The 19,775-nt window shown below is 71.9% G+C and carries 18 protein-coding genes; 6 read left to right on the top strand and 12 right to left on the bottom strand.

Features of this window, described 5'->3' with window-relative positions; all coding sequences use genetic code 11:
* Nucleotides 1-204: 204 nt before the first annotated feature.
* The 5 genes from ACFC1J_RS17190 to ACFC1J_RS17210 form a co-directional block, all read right to left on the bottom strand.
* Complete coding sequence (locus tag ACFC1J_RS17190; RefSeq protein ID WP_375908824.1) at nt 205-978, bottom strand: LysR substrate-binding domain-containing protein; 774 nt, start codon at nt 976-978, stop codon at nt 205-207.
* A gap of 87 nt (nt 979-1,065) precedes the next feature.
* Nucleotides 1,066-1,473: a transferase gene (locus ACFC1J_RS17195; protein WP_045272888.1), complete on the bottom strand. Its 408-nt coding sequence runs from the start codon at nt 1,471-1,473 to the stop codon at nt 1,066-1,068.
* A gap of 101 nt (nt 1,474-1,574) precedes the next feature.
* Entirely contained in the window at nt 1,575-2,348 is a 774-nt protein-coding gene (locus ACFC1J_RS17200; protein WP_375908828.1) for a DNA-formamidopyrimidine glycosylase family protein, read from the bottom strand.
* Nucleotides 2,341-3,120: an EI24 domain-containing protein gene (locus tag ACFC1J_RS17205; RefSeq protein ID WP_375908831.1), complete on the bottom strand. Its 780-nt coding sequence runs from the start codon at nt 3,118-3,120 to the stop codon at nt 2,341-2,343. The genes ACFC1J_RS17200 and ACFC1J_RS17205 overlap by 8 nt, the downstream gene beginning before the upstream one ends.
* Nucleotides 3,121-3,167: 47 nt before the next feature.
* Nucleotides 3,168-8,036, bottom strand: a complete 4,869-nt coding sequence (locus ACFC1J_RS17210) for an ATP-dependent helicase (protein WP_375908834.1) — start codon at nt 8,034-8,036, stop codon at nt 3,168-3,170.
* Nucleotides 8,037-8,112: 76 nt separating this feature from the next.
* On the opposite strand from ACFC1J_RS17210, the gene ACFC1J_RS17215 reads away from it, so the two are divergent.
* Nucleotides 8,113-8,589 carry a DUF6157 family protein gene (locus tag ACFC1J_RS17215; protein ID WP_375908837.1) on the top strand — a complete coding sequence of 159 codons (477 nt, stop codon included), beginning with the start codon at nt 8,113-8,115 and terminating at the stop codon, nt 8,587-8,589.
* A gap of 19 nt (nt 8,590-8,608) precedes the next feature.
* On the opposite strand, the gene ACFC1J_RS17220 is transcribed toward ACFC1J_RS17215, so the two are convergent.
* The 3 genes from ACFC1J_RS17220 to ACFC1J_RS17230 all read right to left on the bottom strand — a co-directional run bounded on the left by ACFC1J_RS17220 (nt 8,609) and on the right by ACFC1J_RS17230 (nt 11,348).
* The gene (locus tag ACFC1J_RS17220; RefSeq protein WP_292720700.1) at nt 8,609-8,791 is read right to left on the bottom strand and encodes a PspC domain-containing protein; all 183 of its coding nucleotides are present in this window, start codon (nt 8,789-8,791) and stop codon (nt 8,609-8,611) included.
* An 83-nt stretch (nt 8,792-8,874) separates the two neighbouring features.
* Nucleotides 8,875-9,516: an NADPH-dependent F420 reductase gene (locus tag ACFC1J_RS17225; RefSeq protein ID WP_375908840.1), complete on the bottom strand. Its 642-nt coding sequence runs from the start codon at nt 9,514-9,516 to the stop codon at nt 8,875-8,877.
* A gap of 116 nt (nt 9,517-9,632) precedes the next feature.
* Nucleotides 9,633-11,348, bottom strand: a complete 1,716-nt coding sequence (locus ACFC1J_RS17230) for an ABC-F family ATP-binding cassette domain-containing protein (protein WP_375908843.1) — start codon at nt 11,346-11,348, stop codon at nt 9,633-9,635.
* Between the two features lie 319 nt (nt 11,349-11,667).
* Here ACFC1J_RS17230 and ACFC1J_RS17235 point away from each other — a divergent pair, with 319 nt between their 5' ends.
* Nucleotides 11,668-12,006 (top strand): hypothetical protein, encoded by a 339-nt coding sequence (locus tag ACFC1J_RS17235; protein ID WP_375908846.1) that lies wholly within the window; start codon nt 11,668-11,670, stop codon nt 12,004-12,006.
* Here ACFC1J_RS17235 and ACFC1J_RS17240 read toward each other — a convergent pair.
* Nucleotides 11,970-12,647 carry an alpha/beta hydrolase gene (locus ACFC1J_RS17240; protein ID WP_375908849.1) on the bottom strand — a complete coding sequence of 226 codons (678 nt, stop codon included), beginning with the start codon at nt 12,645-12,647 and terminating at the stop codon, nt 11,970-11,972. The two genes, ACFC1J_RS17235 and ACFC1J_RS17240, sit on opposite strands and share 37 nt — an antisense overlap.
* Nucleotides 12,648-12,736: 89 nt before the next feature.
* Here ACFC1J_RS17240 and ACFC1J_RS17245 point away from each other — a divergent pair, with 89 nt between their 5' ends.
* A complete protein-coding gene (locus tag ACFC1J_RS17245; RefSeq protein ID WP_375908852.1) occupies nt 12,737-13,360 on the top strand; it encodes an NUDIX hydrolase family protein in 624 nt (207 codons plus the stop codon).
* A 157-nt stretch (nt 13,361-13,517) separates the two neighbouring features.
* On the opposite strand, the gene ACFC1J_RS17250 is transcribed toward ACFC1J_RS17245, so the two are convergent.
* A complete protein-coding gene (locus ACFC1J_RS17250) occupies nt 13,518-14,585 on the bottom strand; it encodes a threonine aldolase family protein (RefSeq protein ID WP_375908855.1) in 1,068 nt (355 codons plus the stop codon).
* A 107-nt stretch (nt 14,586-14,692) separates the two neighbouring features.
* Here ACFC1J_RS17250 and ACFC1J_RS17255 point away from each other — a divergent pair, with 107 nt between their 5' ends.
* Nucleotides 14,693-15,355, top strand: a complete 663-nt coding sequence (locus tag ACFC1J_RS17255; protein WP_375908858.1) for a TMEM175 family protein — start codon at nt 14,693-14,695, stop codon at nt 15,353-15,355.
* A 74-nt stretch (nt 15,356-15,429) separates the two neighbouring features.
* Here ACFC1J_RS17255 and ACFC1J_RS17260 read toward each other — a convergent pair whose 3' ends face one another.
* Nucleotides 15,430-16,131 (bottom strand): SDR family NAD(P)-dependent oxidoreductase, encoded by a 702-nt coding sequence (locus ACFC1J_RS17260; protein WP_375908861.1) that lies wholly within the window; start codon nt 16,129-16,131, stop codon nt 15,430-15,432.
* 202 nt (nt 16,132-16,333) lie between these two features.
* Nucleotides 16,334-17,764: a DUF6421 family protein gene (locus ACFC1J_RS17265; protein ID WP_375908864.1), complete on the bottom strand. Its 1,431-nt coding sequence runs from the start codon at nt 17,762-17,764 to the stop codon at nt 16,334-16,336.
* Nucleotides 17,765-17,836: 72 nt separating this feature from the next.
* Here ACFC1J_RS17265 and ACFC1J_RS17270 point away from each other — a divergent pair, with 72 nt between their 5' ends.
* Both ACFC1J_RS17270 and ACFC1J_RS17275 read left to right on the top strand, forming a co-directional pair.
* The gene (locus ACFC1J_RS17270; RefSeq protein ID WP_292722285.1) at nt 17,837-18,289 is read left to right on the top strand and encodes an Lrp/AsnC family transcriptional regulator; all 453 of its coding nucleotides are present in this window, start codon (nt 17,837-17,839) and stop codon (nt 18,287-18,289) included.
* A gap of 73 nt (nt 18,290-18,362) precedes the next feature.
* Nucleotides 18,363-19,679: an aminotransferase class I/II-fold pyridoxal phosphate-dependent enzyme gene (locus ACFC1J_RS17275; protein WP_375908867.1), complete on the top strand. Its 1,317-nt coding sequence runs from the start codon at nt 18,363-18,365 to the stop codon at nt 19,677-19,679.
* Nucleotides 19,680-19,775: the final 96 nt, after the last annotated feature.

A 19,775-nucleotide genomic window follows, 5' to 3' on the forward strand; every position in this document is an offset into this window, starting at 1 on the left:
CTCACCCGGTCGGTGAGCGAAGACGCCGCAGGCGACGGAGACGAAACGCGGTGCTCTCGAGAGGGCGCCGCGTTTCGTCTCGCTGGGCCTGCGGCCCTGCTCGCTCAACGACCGGGTGCTCGCTGGGCCTGCGGCCCTTCTCGCTCAACGACCGGATCTCGCCTGCTCGCTCGACGACCCCGGGATGACCCGGTGCGCGCCGACTCAGCGGGACGACGTGGCGCGGCGGCCTCGCACGACGCCGACGAAGGCCTCGATGTCGGACGTCGTGGCAGCGGCCGGCCAGGCCAGCAGCACCGGGGAGACCGGTGCTTCGCGGAGGATCCGGTAGTCGACGTCCTTGCGGTGATGCAGGCGCGCCAGCGACATCGGCGCGACGAGTATTCCGACGCCCGAGGCGACGGTCTCGACGGCATCCTGGAGCGTTTCGAGCGGAGGGATCCGAGACGGGACGGTCGGAAGGTCGAGGTCGCCCAGCACGTCCTCGCGCGTGGTGAGCAGCGTCTCTCCCTCCAGGTCTGCGGGGGAGAGCTCCTCGGCGGCGAGCAGATGCGACTCGGCCCCGGCGATCACCACGGGGAGCTCCTCGTAGAGCGGGATCGCGTGCATGCCGTCCTTGTCGAACGGCGCGCGCACGAGCGCGAGGTCGACGATGCCCTCGGTCAGGGCGGTGCGCTGTGCGGCGAACGGGATCGGCACGAGTTCGAGCGCGACCAGCGGCATCCGCTCCTTCCAGGTGTCGATCCAGCGTCCCGGGGTCGCGCCGGGCACGGCGCCGAGGCGCAGGGTGCGGGGTTCATCGACCGTGGTCGGGGCGTCGAAGACGACCTTCTCCGCCTTCTTGCCGCGCGATGCGGACTTCCCGGCGGGCTTCCCGCCGTTCTTGCCCTTGGCGGCCGGACCGCCGGCCGTGCTGCGAGCGCCGCCCTTCGCAGAGCGCACCGCGGGCTTGCGTCCGGATGCGCCTCGTCTGCTCATGGGTTCAGCGTACCCGGCGGGTGCTCGAGATCCCCTGCGCCGACGGCGTCGCAGCGCCGCCAGGCGGCGAGCGGAAAGCCGCGCCGCTCAGGCGGCGAGCCAGAGCCCCTTGCGGTCGGTGTCCAGCGTCATGCCGGCGGCGATGATCTCGTCGTCCCCGATGCGGGCGCCGCGCGCGATGTGCGCTCCGGCCCCGACCTCGGTGCGGACGCCGATGCTCGCGCCGTCCCCGATCACGGCCCCCTGCCCGATATGGGCATGGGCCTCGATCCGGGCGTTCACGCCCACGACCGCGTCGGGTTCGATCCAGGCCCCGCGCGCGACGCGCGCTCCGGCCCCGACCTTCGCGCGCGGTTCGACGTAGGCGCCCGCTTCCACGACCGCCTGCGGGTGCACCTTGGCACCGTGCGCGATAAGGCCGCGGCCGTTGGCGTGCTTGCGATAGCGCAGCGTGCCGCCCTGGCCGTCCTCGATGTCGACGTAGTTCTTGCCCACGAAAACCTCCCGTGCCCGGGACTTTCCCCGGATACATCTGCAACCGTGACGATGGCGGATCTATTCCCGTGCACGCACTTCGCGCGTGTCGGGCACGCGGGTCAGCGCTGACAGCGGGGGCACCAGAAGGTGCGGCGCTCCTCGGTCGGATCCGCCCCGAGCTCGCCGCTCTCGATGAGCGCGCCGCAGCGCCGGCACATACGATGCGCCCGTCCGTAGACCCAGGTCGTGCGGCCCCGTTGAGCGATGCCCGTGAAGGTGCGGTCGAGGCGATCGCGGTTGGCGAGGATCGTGCGCGCCCCGAGCTCCAGCAGGGCGGTGACGTCGACCTCGGTCGCGGGCGTCGTGGGGCGCACCCCGCGCAGGAACAGCAGCTCTGCGGCGTACTCGTTGCCGAACCCCGCCACGTTGCGCTGATCGAGCAGTGCGACGTGGATCGGGCGTCGGTCGGCGCCGAGGCGCCGCGCCGCTTCCGCGAGGTCCCAGTCGGCGCCCAGCGGATCCGGTCCGAGGTGCGCGAGGAGCGTGTCCTCCTGCGCGGTCGGGACGAGCGCCAGCATCGAGACATCGAAGCCCACCGCCTCCGCGTCCGCGGTGCTCACGATCGCGCGGGCGGTGTATCCGGGTGCCCGCCAGCGCTCGCCGGGGCGGTACAGGTGCCAGGCGCCGTCCATGCGCAGATGCGAGCGGAGCGTCGAGTCGCCGATCCTCATCAGGATGTGCTTGCCGCGCGGAACCACGGCGTGCACGACGGATCCGGTGAGGTCGGCGGTCGCGAGCTCCGGCACCCGCAGGTCGAAGCGGGTGACGACGCCGTCGCGCAGCGCATCGTCGAGGCGATGCGCTGCGCGGTAGACGGTGTCGCCCTCAGGCATGCGCCGACGCCTCTCCGGCAGGGCTTCCGGATCCGTCGACGCCGGCGTGATCGGTCAGGGCGCGGGCCAGCATCGTGGATCCGGCGACGGCGGCGGGCATCGTGATGATCGCGCCGAGCGGGACCATGAAGCAGAGCTGGGTGGCGACGCCGAAGCCGAGCACTCGTGCGCGCCCTGCGCCCAGCAGACGCATCCGGGCGGCGTGGTCGAGGCCGCGGGCGTCGAAGGCGCGTCCGGTCAGCTCCCGCGCGAGCAGCCGGCCCGACAGCAGCACCCCGACCACGGTCGCGAACACACCGCCCACGAGCGGGATGAAACCCAGGAGCAGGGTGAGCAGGGCGACGAGAGCGCCGAGCAGGATCAGGCGCAGGCCCTCGCCGACGGTGCTCCAGAAGCCGGTCTCTCCGGTCGGCTCCGCCCCTCCCAGCGATCGCTCCACCCCTCGCCAGATGCGCTGGTAGAACGGGTCGCCGATCGTCAGCGTGAGTGCGGTGAACACCAATCCGGACAGCACCGCGGCCGCGACGAAGAGCACGATGCCGAGCGCGATGCGCAGCGCGTCGCGCCACCCGGCGATCCATCCGTCGGCGAACGGCGTCATCCAGGTCGTGATCGTGCCGAGCGAGAAGCCCAGTGGGATCAGCGCCGCCGCGAGCACGGCGAAGCTGATCGCGGCGGGGATGAGTCCGAGCGCGAGCAGGCGCGGGTGCGTGCGCCAGAGACCGAATCCGCGCACCAGGGTGCCGAATCCCGCGGCGAACTCACGGATCATGCCACCAGGGTATGCGTCCTGCCGGGCCGTCGCGGATCCGGCTCGGATCACAGCGTCTTCCGCAGCGTGTAGCCGCGCGGAGTGGCGACGAATCCGGCCTCCTGCAGCAGCCGTCCGAGCGCGGAACCGCCGGTCGTGCCGTACATCCCGTCGCCGTTCACCTTCTCAACCGTGAGCGTCTCCAGCCGCCGCGCCTTCGCGGTCGCCGCCAGGTCGACGGTCGCGGCGCGCAGCTCGTCCTCGTCGTCCGTGAACGCGAGCACGCTCTTCCCGCCGCGCTCGAGGTAGAGCGCGAGGGCGCCGTCGACCAGCACGACCAGGGCCCCGGCCTTGCGACCCGGCCGGTGCGAGACCGCACCTGCGGCCGTGTCGGCCCCGTCCCGCCGCGGCCAGCCGAGCGCCGCCCCGTACGGGTTGGCGGGGTCGGTCGCGGCCAGCGTGCGCGCGGTCCGCGGAGGGGGATCGGCGAGCCCGGCGAAGGTGCGGAGGCGGTCGATCGTGGCGGAGGCGGCGAACTGGGCCGCGCCGAGCTTCTCGATCACGTAGCCGCGCCGGCAGTGCCCCGCCTCCTCGAACCCCGCGAGCACCCGGTAGGTCTGGGCGAAGCCGCCCGGCAGGCCCTCCGACTGCACGGATCCCCGCGTGACGACGCCGTAGCGGTCCAGCAGCAGACCCGCGGAGACCGTGGCGCGCCGGGCCGGATCCGTCTCCGCCTCCGGCAGCAGCGACCAGCGCCCTCCGACGTTGAGCGGGCGCGGCGTGGAGGCCGGCCGTGCGAGGGACATGCCTCGGAAGGTGCGTGCGCGCGGGGCGCGGCGCGCGACCTTGTGCGCCTGGTTGCCGCCGCTCAGAAGCGCACGGATCGGCGCGAAGGTGTCGTTCGTGACGTGGCCCGACCACGCGAGGTTCCAGAGCGCCTCGACCACGGAGGCCTCGTTCGCGGCGCCTCCCGGCGGAGTCGGCTGCTCGAGCGACGCGATCGTCTCGCGCAGCTGGGCGGCGAAGTACGCGCCGCCCGAGGCGAGCGCGGCGAGCAGCTGCGCTTCGAGGGATCCCGGCTCCGGCGCCTCTTCGGCGAACGGCACCGTGAACGGCGCGAGATCCGCGGGGTGCAGGGAGACCCAGCCGTCGCGGCCGGGGAGCGCGCCGTGACCGGCCCAGACGACCTCGCCGGAGCTGGTCAGCTCGTCGAGCATGGCGGGGGTGTAGTCGCGCACGCGCTGCGGCAGGACCAGCGACTCCCAGGCGCTCGCCGGGATCGGCACGCCGGCGAGCTGCTCGATCGCGGTCGCGACCCCGTCGATGCCCTCGAGCGGCCGCGCGAGGTGCTGCCACTCCGGAAGGAAACGCGCGAACGCGGTGGGCGCCACCGGCTCGACGCTGCCGCGGATGGCCGCGAGCGAACGCATCCGCAGCCGCCGCAGCACCTCGGTGTCGCACCACTCCGTCTCATCAGGGCCCGCCGAGGTCGCGGACGCACGGGGACCGGCTTCGGCGGGGCTCGGCGGATCCGGCAGGAAGTATCCGCTCGTGACGCGCCCGTCGGCCTCGAGCCGCTGCAGCGTCTGCCGCACGATCGCCGATCCGAGCCCGAAACGGGCGGCGACGGCGGATCCGAGGAACGGGCCGTGCGTGCGCGCATGGCGGGCCACGAGGTCGCCGAGCGGATCCGCGACCGGCTCCAGGAACGCCACGGGGATCCCGACGGGAAGCGGCACGCCCAGGGCGTCGCGGAGTCGCCCCGCGTCTTCGATCGCGGCGACCCTGCGCACGCCGCCGATCGTGACCTCGATCGCGCGGCGGGCGTCGATCAGTGCGGTGAGGTGAGCCGCGGCCTCGGTCGCCGAGGTCCCCGGGCGTCCTTCGTCTCGCTGCGCTCGCTCAGGAGCCGGATCGGGTTCGAGTCGCACCGCGACCTCGCCCGCGTCGAGCGGTCCGAGAAGGCGCAGCAGATCCGCGACGCCCTCGACGCCGCGCGCACGGCGGGACGGATCCAGCCTCTGCGCCTCGCGCTCGAACTGGGTGATGACTTCCGGGTCCAGGAGCTCCCGCAGCTCGACCGTGCCGAGCAGCTCGCCCAGCAACGCGGGATCCACCGACAGCGCGGCGGCCCGGCGCTCCGCGAGCGGGGAGTCGCCCTCGTACATGAACGCGCCGACGTAGCCGAACAGCAGGTCGCGGGCGAAGGGCGAGGGCTGGGCGGTCTGCACCTCGACGAGCCGGATGCGACGCTCGGCGATGCCGGTCGCGAGACGCCGCAGCGAGGGCAGATCGTAGACGTCCTGCAGCACCTCGCGCAGCGTCTCCAGGATGATCGGGAACGTCGGGTGCTTGCGGGCGACCTCGAGAAGCTGCGCCGAGCGCTGCCGCTGCTGCCACAGCGGGGTGCGCCGGTGGGGGTTCATCCGCGGCATGAGCAGGGCGCGCGCGGCGCACTCGCGGAAGCGGGAGGCGAACAGTGCGGATCCGCCGACCTCGTCGGTCACGATCCGCTCGAGCTCGTCGGGCTCGAAGACGAAGAGCTCGGCGCCGGGCGGCTCCGCGTCGGCGTCCGGCACGCGCACGATGATGCCGTCGTCGCTCGCGACCGCGGATCCCTCCACGCCGAGACGCTCGCGGATCCGGGCGTTCACGGCCAGGGCCCACGGCGCGTGGACCATCTGCCCGTAGGGGGAGTGCAGGATCACGCGCCAGTCGCCGATCTCGTCGCGGCTGCGCTCGACGGTCAGCGTGCGGTCGGTGGGCAGCGTGCCCGTCGACTCCTTCTGCTCGTTCAGGTGCGCGAGCAGGTTCGCCTGCGCGCGGTCGTCGAGGCCTGCCGCGCTGAGTCGCTCTCTGGCCTTCTCGGGCGTCGCGCCCTGCACCTCGCGGTTGAAGACGCCGAGCGCCTCACCCAGCTCGAACGGGCGGCCCAGGCCGTCACCGTGCCAGAACGGCACCTTGCCCGGCTGCCCGTAGGCCGGGATCACGTTGACCCGGTCGTGCGTGATCTCGGCGATCCGCCAGCTCGTGGTGCCGAGCGTGAACACGTCGCCGACCCGCGATTCGTAGACCATCTCCTCGTCGAGTTCGCCGACGCGGGCGCCGGTCGTCTCGCCGGCGACGAACACGCCGAACAGCCCGCGGTCGGGGATCGTGCCGCCGCTCGTGACCGCGATCCGCTGCGCCCCGGGACGCCCGGTGAGCGTGCCGGCGTCGCGGTCCCAGACGAGACGCGGGCGCAGCTCGGCGAACTCGTCCGAGGGGAAGCGCCCGGCGAGCAGGTCGAGCGTCGCCTCGTACGCCGAGCGGGGGAGCGCGGCGAAGGGTGCGCTGCGGCGCACGGTGTCGAACCACTGCTCGACGTCGAGCGGCTCGAGCGCGCAGGCGGCGACGGTCTGCTGCGCGAGGATGTCGAGGGGGTTCCGCGGGACGCTGATCGCCTCGATCTGCCCCGCCAGCATGCGCTCGGTGACGATCGCGGTGTGCAGCACGTCGCCGCGATGCTTGGGGAACAGCGAAGCACGGCTGATCTCGCCGACCTGGTGTCCTGCACGACCCACGCGCTGCAGTCCTGACGCGGCCGAGGGCGGCGCCTCCACCTGGATCACGAGGTCGACCGCGCCCATGTCGATGCCGAGCTCGAGGCTGCTCGTCGCGACGACGCAGCGCAGCACGCCCGACTTGAGCTCCTCCTCGACGATCGCCCGCTGCTCCTTCGAGACCGAACCGTGGTGCGCCTTCGCGAGCACCGGATCCGCCCCGGCGGTCGACCCCGCCTGCGCCATCATCGCGGCGGGCACCATGGCAGCGGGGAGGTCGAGCCCGATCCGTTCGCTGTAGATCTCGTTCAGCCGCCCCGTGAGCCGCTCGGCGAGGCGGCGCGAATTGGCGAACACGATCGTCGAGCGGTTCTGCAGGATCTTGTCGACGATCGCCTCTTCGACGTGCGGCCAGACGGATCCCGTCATCTCGGTGTTCTCGCCGAACGCGTCGGCCCCGCCCGTGCTCTGGTCGATTCGCCCGGCGCCGGCGGGCCGCGGAGTCTCGTCGGTGCCGGGAGGCGGGGGCGGGTTGAGCATGTCCTCGATGGGCACGACGACCTGCAGGTCGAAGGTCTTCGAGGCGGGAGGCGCCACGATCTCGACGGGCTGCGCGCCGCCGAGGAATCGCGCCACCTCGTCGATCGGGCGCACGGTCGCGCTGAGGCCGATGCGCTGCACGGGGGCCTCGGCGCCGGCGGCTCGGCGCAGCTGGTCGAGCCGCTCCAGGCTGACCGCGAGATGCGCGCCGCGCTTGGTCGCCGCGACGGCGTGCACCTCGTCGATGATGACGGTGTGCACGTCGCGCAGGGTGTCACCTGCGCGGCTGGTGAGCATGAGGTACAGCGATTCGGGGGTGGTGATGAGGATGTCCGGCGGATCGACGACGAGGCGGCGGCGGTCCGCCGAAGTCGTGTCGCCCGAGCGCACGCCCACCGTCACCGCGGGGGCGGGGATCCCGAGCCGCCGGGCCGACTGCCCGATCCCGATGAGCGGTGAGCGGAGGTTGCGCTCCACATCGACGCCGAGGGCCTTGAGCGGCGAGATGTAGAGGATGCGGGTGCGTCCGGGGCGCTCGGCGTCCTTCGCCGAGGAGCGCTTCGTCGCGGGGCGCTTCTTCTCTGCATCGGCGCCCTCTGCGGTGCGCTCGCGGAACACCCGGTCGATCGCCCAGAGGAAGGCCGACAGGGTCTTGCCCGATCCGGTCGGCGCGACGACGAGCGCGTGCCTCCCGCCCGAGATCGCCTCCCACGCCCCCGCCTGCGCGGGCGTGGGCGCGATGAACGCCCCGCGGAACCAGTCCTGGGTCGCGGGGGTGAAGCGGTCGAGCACGTGCTGCGCCGCGTCGTCCGCGCGCGCCCCGGAGCGGGGCGGGTGGGTCGATGCGTCGCTCATCCGTCCATCTTCGCGGCTGCTGCGGACATTCGGGGGCGGATCCGCCCTGGGCGCAACGGGGCCGGATCCTGGACAGATGGGGCTCGGGGATCTGTCGCAGATCTCCAAGCCCGGTGTCGCCGCACGGTGCGAGCATGGACGCATGGCCGCGCACACGACGAACTACACGAGCACGTTCATCGAGGTGGCCGAGGACTGCCCGACGGACCACGCGCAGGAACCTCCCGCGACCGAGGCTCCGACGATCGGAGCGCTGCACTACCGGATGATCGCGGAGCACCCGTTCGAGCGGACCTCCGATGACGTCATCTTCTCCACCTGGGCGCTGCGCCGCGGCATCGATCCGGACGACGGCGAGGCGCGCGACGAGTTCTTCGCGAAGGGGCAAGCCTGCCTCCGCGCCTCTCCGCTCGGCAAGCGCTACGGCTGGGGCGTGCTCAGCGACGCCGAGGGGCGGGTCTCGCTGGTCCCCCGCGAGTCCGCGGAGTACGCTCTGCTGGCGGCCGATCCGACGCTCGGCCACACGCGCGCGATGCGGGCGAAGCGCGCCTGATCCGGAAGCCCCTGCGGGCTCACTTCTCCTTCGGGATGAGGATCCAGAGCACGATGTAGACCCATAGCGGCAGCCCCGCGAACACCATCAGGACGATGGCGAGCAGGCGCATGAGGAGGACGGGCCAGCCGAACCTGTGCGCGAGCGCGGCGCAGACGCCGGCGATGACGCGGCCCTTGCGAGGGCGGACGAGGGTGCTCATGCCCTCATCCTGCCCCCGCGTCCTGGACGGCCGCTGGATCCTCCGACGACGACCCGGTGCCGGCACGGGGATCCGACCGTGTGTCAGGGCAGGCGGTTCGCGGCGGCGAGGTTGGTGCGCAGCTCCTCGGCATTCTGCCGTGTGACATAGGCGGGGCGGTCGCGTTCGAGGCGCCACGACTCGCTCAGCGGGCCTGCGCTCACGGTGTCGAACCCGAGCCGGTCGTACACGTCGGTCACGAATGCGACCGCGTCGTCGTCATCGCTCGCCGTGCCGAGCGCGCGCCGATCGGGCGTGCCTGCCGGTGATCCCGTCGTCAGGATCTCGCCGGACCGGATGTGGTTGAACGCCTTCACGACCTTCGAGTCGGGCAGGTGCTCCTGCAGGAGCTGCGACGTGGTGGTCTCGCCGCGGTCGAGGGCCTCGATGTGGCCGTCCCGCTCGAAGTAGTAGTTGTTCGTGTCGAGCACGATCTTGCCGGCGAGCGGCGCCACGGGAACATCGGCCAGCGCTTTCAACGGGACGGTCACCACGGCGACGTCGGCGGCTTCGGCGGCCCCGGTCGCGGTGGATGCCGTCACGCGCGGCCCGAGTCGTGTCACGAGCGCGTCGAGCGTCTCCGGACCACGCGAGTTCGCGATCACGACGTCATAGCCGAGACCTGCGAAGGCCTCTGCGACAGCGCTGCCGATGTGTCCTGCTCCGATGATTCCGATTGTCGTCATGACGTGCGCAACAGCGAGGTCGCGCGCCCGCATTCCCGATGTGTCCCAGACGCGTGCACGGCACGCACCCGGCCGGCACCCGGCCGGCATCCGGCCGGGTGCGCGTCTCGCGACCGTCAGGATTCGAGGGCGACCTCTGCGAGCGCGCCCTCGGCGTCGAGCTCGAGCGTCAGATCCAGGTCCAGGCGCTGCAGGAACGCGTCGTCGTGGCTGACGATCAGCACCGCACCGCGGTAGGCGCGGAGCGCCTGCACGACCTGATCCACGGTGTCGAGGTCCAGGTTGTTCGTCGGCTCGTCGAGCACCACGAGGTGCGGCGCCGGATCGGCCAGCAGCAGCGTCGCCAGCGCGACCCGGAAGCGCTCCCCGCCGGACAGCGCTCCCACCTGCCGGTCCATGGCGGCGCCGCGGATCAGGAACCGGGCGAGCCGGTTGCGCAGCTCCTTCTCCGGGATCTCCGGAGCGCGCGCCGCGACGTTCTCCACCACGGTCGCGGTCTCGTCGAGGCCGTCGATCCGCTGCGGCAGGTACCCGATCCGCTCGGTGTGCGGGACGCAATTCAGGATGGATCGCGAGAATGTGCGGGATTCTGCTGCTTCGGCCACGGATTCGGCGATCGATCCTGAATACGGAACCGACCCGGGCGAATCCTCGGACTGCCGCGCGCCCGGATCCGCGGAGCCGGCCCCGTCGACGAGGCGTCGCAGCAGCGTCGTCTTGCCCACTCCGTTGCGCCCGATCAGCGCGATGCGCTCCGGACCCTGGATCGTCCAGGACCTCTCGGCGTCGCCGATGGTCGCGATGCGGCGGTTCCGGGAGACGCCCGGATCCGGCAGCTCGATCTTCATCGTCGCGTCGTGACGGATCCGATGCCCTGCCGCGTCGAGAGCCTCGCGCGCCGTGCCCTCCTTCTCAGCGACCTCGGTGCGGAGCCTGCCCGCCGAGACCTGCGCGGCCATCTTCCGGCCGTTCGCGATGATCTTCGGCACGCGTTTCTCCTCGAAGGCCTTCTTGGCCATCTGGGAGCGGGTCGCGAGCTTGAGCTCTGCCTCGATGCGCTGCCGCTTCTCCTTCTTGAAGGCCTGCTTGGCGTCCCTCTCTGCCTGCTTCGCGGACTCCTGCTCGGCATCCAGCCACGCGCGCCATTCCGAGTAGGGGCCGCCGAAGACGCTGAGCTCGCGCCCGTACAGCTCGGCGGTGTCGTCCATGAGCTCGAGCAGCGCGACGTCGTGGCTGACCACCACGAGGGCGCCCCGCCAGGAGCGCACCATCTCGCCGAGCCGCGCCCGCGCCTCGCGGTCGAGGTTGTTGGTCGGCTCGTCGAGCAGCGTGATCGGCGCCCGCCGTGCGCGGATCCCGGCGATCGCGACGAGCACCGCCTCGCCGCCGGAGAGCTCGCCGACGGTGCGGTCGAGGAACGACGGATCCAGACCGGCCTCGGCCAGCGCCGCCGCGGCGCGGGCCTCGACGTCCCAGTCGTCGCCGACCTCGTCGAAGCGGGCGGGGTCGACGTCGCCCGCCGCGATGGCGCGGACGGCGTCGAGCGCCCCGGCCACGCCGAGGAGCCCGGCCACGCGGGCGTGCGTGTCGAGCGTGAGGCGCTGCGGCAGGTAGGCCACGTCGCCCGTCGCGGTGATGTGCCCCGACGTCGGGGTCAGCTCGCGCGCGATGAGGCGGAGCAGCGTCGACTTGCCGGATCCGTTGCGTCCGACGAGGCCGGTGCGGCCCGCGCCGAAGGCGCCGGAGACGGTGTCGAGCGCGGTGGACCCGTCGGGCCAGGTGAAGGTGACGCGGTCGAGCACGACCGCGGAGGAGGGGGTGAGGAATGACATGGGCGGCTCCCAGAAGGTGTTCGGGTGCGCTGATGCCGATCGGTCCCGAGTCTTTCGAGAGACGAGACGTCGCGAAGAGGACGGATCTCGGGGACCGGAGATGCCTGTGCCGGAACAAGCGAGGGCAGGAAGGAGTGTCGGATCAGCGCGTGGATGGAACGCGGAGGCGACGACTCAGATCAAGGGACTTCCTTACACGGCGGACAGGACGCCGACGACGATACCGGGCCCTCGGGATTCCTGCAACCCGGGCGTGTCGCGTCTCAGGATCCGTCCTGCGGCGGATGTCCGCACCCCTGAGGCGATCTAGCCTGGAGGCATGGATGAGCAGCGGCCGGGATCCGGCGAGACGATGCGCCGCGTGGGCCTCGGCGCCGGTCTCGCGATCGGCATGGGCGTCGGGGTGGCGCTCGGCGCAGGTCTCGGCAACATGGGCACCGGGATCGCTCTCGGACTCGTGATCGGCGCCGCGGTCATGGTGGCGTTCACGGCGGCGGGCACGCGCATGCAGCGCGAGGAGCAGCGGCGCAGGGCGGAGGCCGAGGACGGGACGGACGCCGGGTCGGTGGACGATCGCGATACCGACGCCTCTGGCCGCGACGTCCGGGGAGACCGGCCGGATCAGCCCTCGAGCGGCTCCTCCGACACCGGGGCCTGAAGGCTGTCGAGCCACCCGTCGAGGAATCGCCGGACATCGGCCAGCTCCTCCTCGGACACGCTGTGCGTGAGGCCCGGATACACGCGCCCGGTCAGCTCCGAGTGCTCCGGGAGCCACTGCGCGGTGTGCACGATGAGGGCGGGAGGGATGACGTCGTCCTTCGAACCGCGCCCCCAGAACACCGGGGTGCGGCGCTTGCGCAGCGCGGCGTCGCCCGGGAGGTCGCCGGGGGCCGCGTAGCCGCTCAGGTTCACGACCGTGGCGATCCGCGCGGGGTCCTCACGGGCGGTCTGGAGCGCCACCGAGGCGCCCTGCGAGAAGCCGAGCAGCGCGATCGACGGGGCATCGGCGGCCTCCACGGCGAGCCAGCGCAGCACGGCCTCCGCGGCGGCGGTCACCGAGGCGGGGTCCCGCCGCTCCAGCTCGTCGATCGGGTACCAGGAGCGCCCGGGCATCGGCCACGGGGCGCTCAGCGGGGCGGGCAGCGACGCCACGGTCACGCCCTCGGGCAGGAACGGCACGAGCGAGAACAGGTCCCGCTCATCGGATCCGTAGCCGTGCAGGAGCACGAGCAGCGGCAGCGCCTCGTCCTGTCGCGCCCAGCGCACCGCGGCGCGATCGATCTCCACGGGTTCGGCCATGGCTCCATCCTGCCCCAGGCCGGCGACCCCGCGCCCCCGGATCGGGGCTCGCACTCGGCGCGCATCGCAGACGCTGGTAGAAAGAGACCATGGCGGTACGCACACCCGACCCCGATCCGGCCGACGACGACGGTCTCCCCGACGCGCTTTCCGGCCTGCCCGGCGGCCTCGACGGCCTCGGGGCCTCAGGAGGGGCGAACCCCGGGTGGCTCACCGACTTCGAGCTCGCCCAGGCACGACGCCGGCTGCCGATGCTCTACGTCGAAGCCGTGCCGGTGCGCACCGATGGTTCCGGGGTGGTCACCGACATCGGGATCCTGCTGCGCGCCACGCCCCTGGGCGAGATGACGCGGACGATCGTCTCGGGACGGGTGCGGTACGGCGAGACGGTGCGCGACGCGCTGTTCCGGCACCTCGAGAACGACCTCGGCCCGATGGCCTTCCCGATGCTGCCGCCGTCGCCCGCGCCGTTCACGGTCGCCGAGTACTTCCCGATCCCCGGTGTGAGCGCCTACCACGACGACCGCCAGCATGCGGTGTCGCTCGCGTTCGTGGTGCCGGTGACCGGCACCTGCGAACCGCGTCAGGACGCGCTCGAGGTGACCTGGTTCAGCCCCGAGGACGCCGCGAGCGACGCGCTCGCCGCCGAGATGGAGGGCGGTCGCGGCACGCTCATCCGCCAGGCGCTCGCGCACCTCGGCCTGCTGCGCTGAGCCCGGGGTCCCGCGGGGGCGATACTGACCGTGTCCCACTTCTGGCCCCACCATGTCCCGAATTCGGCTCCGGATCCGCAGTTCCAGAGCCAAAAAGGGGACACGGTCCAGGGAAGTCTGGACCGTGTCCCGAACAGTGCTGCGGGGGAGGAGCGCCTCAGCGGCTGGTCTCCTGCGCGACGAGCGCGACCAGCGCGTCGATGTCCGCCTCCGCCGTGTCGAAGCCGCACATCCAGCGCACCTCGTTGCGCGCGGCGTCCCAGTCGTAGAAGCGGAAGGTCTCGCGCAGGCGGTCGGCGATGCCGTCGGGCAGCGTCGCGAAGACCCCGTTCGACTGCGTCTGCTGGGTGAAGCCCACGCCCTGGATGGAACCGTCGGCGATGCCGGCCTCGAGCGAGGAGCGCAGGCGCTGCGCCATCGCGTTGGACCGGCGGGCGTTGCGCAGCCACAGGTCGCCCTCGAGGAGCGCGATGAGCTGCGCCGACACGAAGCGCATCTTCGAGGCCAGCTGCATGTTGAACTTGCGCGAGTAGATGAGGCCGTCCGCGGCGCCGGGGGTGAGCACGACGATCGCCTCGCCGAGCATGGCGCCGTTCTTGGTTCCGCCGAAGCTCAGCACGTCGACGCCGGCGTCGCGGGTGAAGGCGCGCAGCGGCAGGTCCAGCGCGGCCGCGGCGTTCGCGAGCCTGGCGCCGTCGAGGTGCAGCTTCATGCCGCGGGCGTGCGCGTGGTCGGCCAGGGCGCGGATCTCGTCCGCGGTGTAGAGGGTGCCGACCTCGGTGGACTGCGTGATCGAGACGACCAGCGGCTGGGCGCGGTGCTCGTCGCCCCAGCCCCAGGCCTCGCGGTCGACGAGCTCCGGCGTGAGCTTGCCGTCCTCGGTGGGGACGGAGAGGATCTTGAAGCCGCCGATGCGCTCGGGTGCCCCGCCCTCGTCGACGTTGATGTGCGCGGTCGTCGCCGCGATGACCGCGCCCCACCGGGGGAGCATCGCCTGCAGCCCCGTTACGTTCGCGCCCGTGCCGTTGAAGACGGGGAAGGCCTCGACGCCCTCGCCGAAGTGCTGTCGGAAGACGTCCTGCAGCCGCTCGGTGTACTGGTCCTCGCCGTAGGCGACCTGGTGGCCGTCGTTCGCCTCCGCGATCGCCGCGAGTACCTCGGGGTGGATGCCGGAGTAGTTGTCGGATGCGAAGCCGCGCAGGCCCTTGTCATGCAGAACGCTCACCCGACGAGTCTATTCTGCGGCGCCTCGCTACGAAGACGCCGAGCGACTCCACCCGCTCGGCGCGCGGCGCCTTGACCGGATCCCGGCCGGTACGGGAGCATTCGGGGGTGAGCCGAGCAGAGGACGACCCGCAGAGCGTCACGGTCGAGACGAGCCGTCCACTGCTGTCCGCCGAGCGGCTGAAGGCCTTCGAGGACGCGGTCGTCGCGATCGCGATGACGCTGCTGATCCTGCCGCTGCTCGAGAACGTGTCCGAGTTCGCGCGCGATGACAGGAGCGCGCTGGAGTACGTGCAGGTCGAGCACAAGCAGCTGTTCAGCTTCGCGCTGAGCTTCCTCATCATCGCGGTCTTCTGGATGAACCATCACCGCGTCTTCGACCGCGTCGAGAAGGCGACCAACGCCCTCATCTGGCTGCAGGTGGGGTGGATGTTCACGATCGTCTGGCTGCCGGTCGCGACCGCCATGCTCGGCTCGTTGCCCGACGACGCGATGCAGAAGCTGCTCTACATCGGCGCGCTCCTCGCCTCCTCGCTGCTCATGCTCGGCACCAGGCTGTATCTGCGCCGCCATCCCGAGCTGCATCGCATCGCCCCGGAGTCGCTGCGCCGTGGCCTCATCGCCGAGATCGTGATGAGCTGCCTGTTCGCGGTCTCCCTCGTCATCGCCGTGCTGGTGCCGGACATCGGCTACGCGGCGATGTTCCTCCTGCTGCTCGCCGGTCCGGCGCAGGCGATCCTGGCACGCAAGAGCGGCGCTCGCCGAACCTAGGCACATCGCGACGTGGGGGAGGTGGACGCGGGTGGCGGACGCGGGGATGTGGACGCGAGTCGTGGTCGAACCCGTCAGGCCAGGTCGATCACCCGATCGTTGAGCTCGGCGGCGTCGACGTCCCACAGCTCCACGATCTGCGCCGCGACCCGGTCGATCGCGTCGTCGAGACCGCGCACGCGCAGCACCACGGCGGCGGCGCGCAGCGGCTGCTCCGCGTCGCGGGCGGCCTTGGCGAAACCCTGTGCGACGGCGCGGGTCCAGGACTCGCTCGCGGCCTTGACGGCGGCGTAGTTCGCGCCTCCCGCGAGCGGGCGGGCGACCGCGGTCGAGGAGATGATCGCGAACCGGCCCGCCTCGGACGCGCGCAGATCGGCGTCGAACGCCCGGCTCGTCACGCGCACCGCGGTGAAGGCCTGCTCGAGGGCGCGATAGTCCTCCTCGGTCTGCCCGGCGAGACCGCCGCCGCCGCGCCAGCCGCCGACCAGCGGCACGAGGCCGTCGACGTGCTCGCCGTCGTCGGCGAGGCGCGTCGCGAGTGCGGCGACCTCGGCCTCGTTCGTGAGGGAGCAGCTCTCCACGCGGATCGAGCCGTGGACCGTGCCCGCCGAGGCGTCCACCGCCGGCTGCGCCGCGGCCGCGAGCGCGTCGAGCTTTCCCCGGTCCCGGCCGACCGCGACGACGCGCGCGCCGGCGCCGATCAGGGCCCGCGCGATCGCGAGGCCGGAGGGGCTCGTGGCCCCGGCGAGAAGTACGGTGCGTCCTGCGACGGTCATCGTGGTTCCTCCATGCTCATCGACCCGGTCATCGGATCCGTCCTGCGTCCGGCCGGGCCATCGAATACGGCCGGTGGATCTGGCCGCCATTGTTGCAGCGCTGGCTTCGTCCGGGGCGGGAAGATGCGTTTCGGGGCGCGTCTCGCCACAGATAGGTGGTGAGACGCGCCCCGACACGGTGAGGAACGCCCCGGTGGACGGCTCAGTCGTCGGTGCCGCGGATCCCCACGGTCGACTCGATGACCGGCTTCATCTTCTTGTCCAGCGTCTCGAAGAACATCGAGAGCGGGAACTCGTCGTCCAGCACGGCGTCGGTGTAGCCCTTGGGGGCGCCGGCGAGGATCTCGTCCGACAGGCCGCGAGCCCACTGCGACGCCGGGTGCGGCGTGAGCGTGCCGCGCACCAGCTCGTAGGCGGCGAGCCAGTGAGCGACCTTCGGGCGGTCGATCGAGTGCCAGTACAGGTCGTCGATCGCGTCTCCCAGGGCCACCACGGCGTCCGGTACGTTCTCCCAGTCGAACGCGAGCGCGGTGTCGGTCCAGTGCAGCACGCCGCGCTGGTGCAGCCAGGCGAACAGCAGCTGCCCGCCGACGGCGTCGTAGTTGCGGGTGCGGTTGCCGGTGATCGAGAAGCGGAAGATGCGGTCGAAGATCACCGCGTACTGCACGAGGTGCGCGTAGTCGTGCATCTCCTGTTCGCTCGCGGTGAGCTGCTCACCGGCAGCGACGCGTGCGTCGAGCGCGCGCTCGATCTTCACCGACTCGCGGAACGCGGTCATGTCGCAGCGCATCTCCTCGAGCGAGTAGAGGAAGAACGGCATGCGCTGCTTGATCATGAACGGGTCGAACGGCAGGTCGCCGCGCATGTGCGTGCGGTCGTGGATGATGTCCCACATCACGAACGTCTTCTCGGTGAGCTCCTGGTCTCCGAGCATGGCCGCGGCCCGCTCGGGGAGGTCGAGGTTCGTGATCTCGCTCGCGGCGCGCACGACGCGGCGGTAGCGGGCGGCCTCACGGTCCTGGAAGATCGCGCCCCAGGTGAACGAGGGGATCTCGCGCATCGCGACCGTCTCGGGGAACAGCACGGCCGAGTTCGTGTCGTATCCGGGGGTGAAGTCGATCAGGCGCAGCGAGACGAAGAGCTTGTTGCCGTAGTCGCCGGCCTCCAGGTCCGCGATGAACTCCGGCCAGATCGCCTGCACGATGAGCGCCTCGACGAGGCGGTCGCTGGATCCGTTCTGCGTGTACATGGGGAACACGACGAGGTGGCGGATGCCGTCGACACGGTGCTGCTGCGGCTGGAACGCGATGAGCGAGTCGAGGAAGTCGGGCACGCCGAAGCCCTCGTCGACCCAGCGCTCGAAGTCCTTGACGGACGCCGCGAGGTACTCGGCATCGTGCGGGAAGGCCGGGGCGAGGGCGCGGATGCCGGCGACGATCGCGGCGACATGCGCGCGGGCGGCGTCGTGGTCGGCCGCGTTCGGGACGGATCCGTCCTTGATCTGCAGCGGGCGCAGCGCGATTGCGGCCTCCTTGAGGACGGTCCAGGCGGCACTGTGCTCGGCCACGGACGCGTCCTCGACGACCTCGGGTTCGCCGATGAGAGCGTTGCTGGGAGTGGTGATGAGGGACATCGGGACCTCCGATCGGGGAGAGTGCAGGAAATATTCCTGCAATTGTTTGCTGACTCCGATATTATTTCATGTATGGACGATCCTGTCGATCTCGCGATCCTGGCCGCAATCTCGCAGGACGGGCGGGCCACGCTCGCGCACCTGTCGGAGACCGTGGGGCTGTCGGTGTCGGCCGTGCAGGCGCGGCTGCGCCGACTCGAGTCGCGCGGTGTCATCTCGGGCTACCGCCCGGTCATCGATGCCGAGGCGGTGGGCAAGCCGCTGGCCGCGTTCATCGAGATCACACCGCTGGATCCCGCCCAGCCCGACAACGCGCCGGAGCTGCTCGAGCATCTCGATGCGATCGAGGCGTGCCATTCGATCGCGGGTGACGCGAGCTACATGCTTTTCGCGCGGGTCGCCTCGCCGCGGCACCTGGAGCAGCTCGTGCGCGACATCCGCCTCGCCGCGAATGTGAGCACCAGGACGACCGTCGTGCTGCAGACGTTCTACGAGCACCGCCCGGTCGTGCCTACGGCGCGCTGACGGATCCGCGGGCGCGTCCGCGGATGTCGGCCATTCCTCCGGGGCGGGCCACGGCTGCCCATAGGCTGAGGGCGTGACCGACACGGCGATCCAGGGCAGCACGGCGCATGAGATCGCCGACTCGATCCGCGCCCTGATCGGATCCGGCGCTCTCGCCGCGGGCGAAGGCCTGCCCACCGTGCGGGGCCTCGCGGACAGCCTCGGCGTGAACCGCAACACCGTGGCCGCCGCCTACCGGGCGCTCGCCCGAGCCGGCGCCGTGGAGAGCCGCGGTCGCGGCGGCACCGTGGTCTCGGGCCCCGTGCGCACCGAGGAGGAGGGCTTCGCGGCGGAGACCGTGCTGCGCGACCTCGGCAGCGGCAATCCCGACCCCGACCTGCTGCCCCTGCCCGTGCTCGCCGAGGTCGACCTGCGCACCCCGGCACTCTACGGCGACGCGCTCATCGATGAGGGGTTGCGCACCTGGGCGATGGGCTGGCTGGCCGAGGCGCAGCCGCGTCCCTTCGAGCTCTCGGTGACCTCGGGGGCGGTCGATGCCCTCGAGCGGCTCCTCGTCTCCTCGCTCGCGCACGGCGACGTGGTGGGCCTGGAGGATCCGTGCTTCCTCTCCAGCATCAACGTGGTCCGGCTCGGGGGATACCGCCCGGTCGGCATCCCCCTCGACGAGGAGGGCATCACGGTCGAGGGCGTGCGTGCGGCGATCGACGCGGGCGCCCGGACGGTCGTGTGCACGCCGCGCGCGCACAATCCCACGGGCATCAGCCTCACCGCGGAGCGCGCAGAGGCGCTGCGCGCGGTGTTCGCCGAGGCCCCGCACGTGCTCATCATCGAGGACGACCACTATTCGCTGCTGTCGCGTCGGCCGTATCACTCCGTGATCCCGGACGGGCACCCGCGCTGGGCGCTCGTGCGGTCCATGTCGAAGTTCCTCGGGCCGGATCTGCGGCTCGCGCTGCTCGCCTCGGATCCGGATACCGCGGCACAACTGCGCACCCGGCTCTCGCCCGGGAAGACCTGGGTCAGCCGGATCCTGCAGCGGGTCGCCGTGGGCATGCTCGACCACCCGGACACCCCGGCCGCACTCGAGCGGGCGGGCGCGCACTACGCCGAGCGCGGCGACGCCCTGCGCGCTCTGCTGCGCGAGCGCGGCATCACGGTGCGCGGCGACGACGGCCTGAACGTGTGGGCGGAATGCGGCGTGGACGGGCGCGCCGTGTCCGAGGCGATGATGCGCCGCGGCTGGCTGGTGCGCACGGGCGGCGGATTCCTGCTCGAGGCGGACGAGGCCTCGCCGCAGATCCGGCTCACCGCGCACACCCTCGGCGATGCCGAGCTGCGCACCCTCGCCGACGACCTCCAGGCTGCGATCTCCGACGCCCGGCGGCGCTAGATGTACTGACCCGGGTCGTTGTTGACGTAGGAGAAGCCTCCGGTGTCGAGTTGGAGCTGTCTAGTTCTTCGACTCGTTCACACGGAGGCTTCTCGT

Source organism: Microbacterium sp. NPDC056052 (genome assembly GCF_042266785.1).
Taxonomy (GTDB): domain Bacteria; phylum Actinomycetota; class Actinomycetes; order Actinomycetales; family Microbacteriaceae; genus Microbacterium.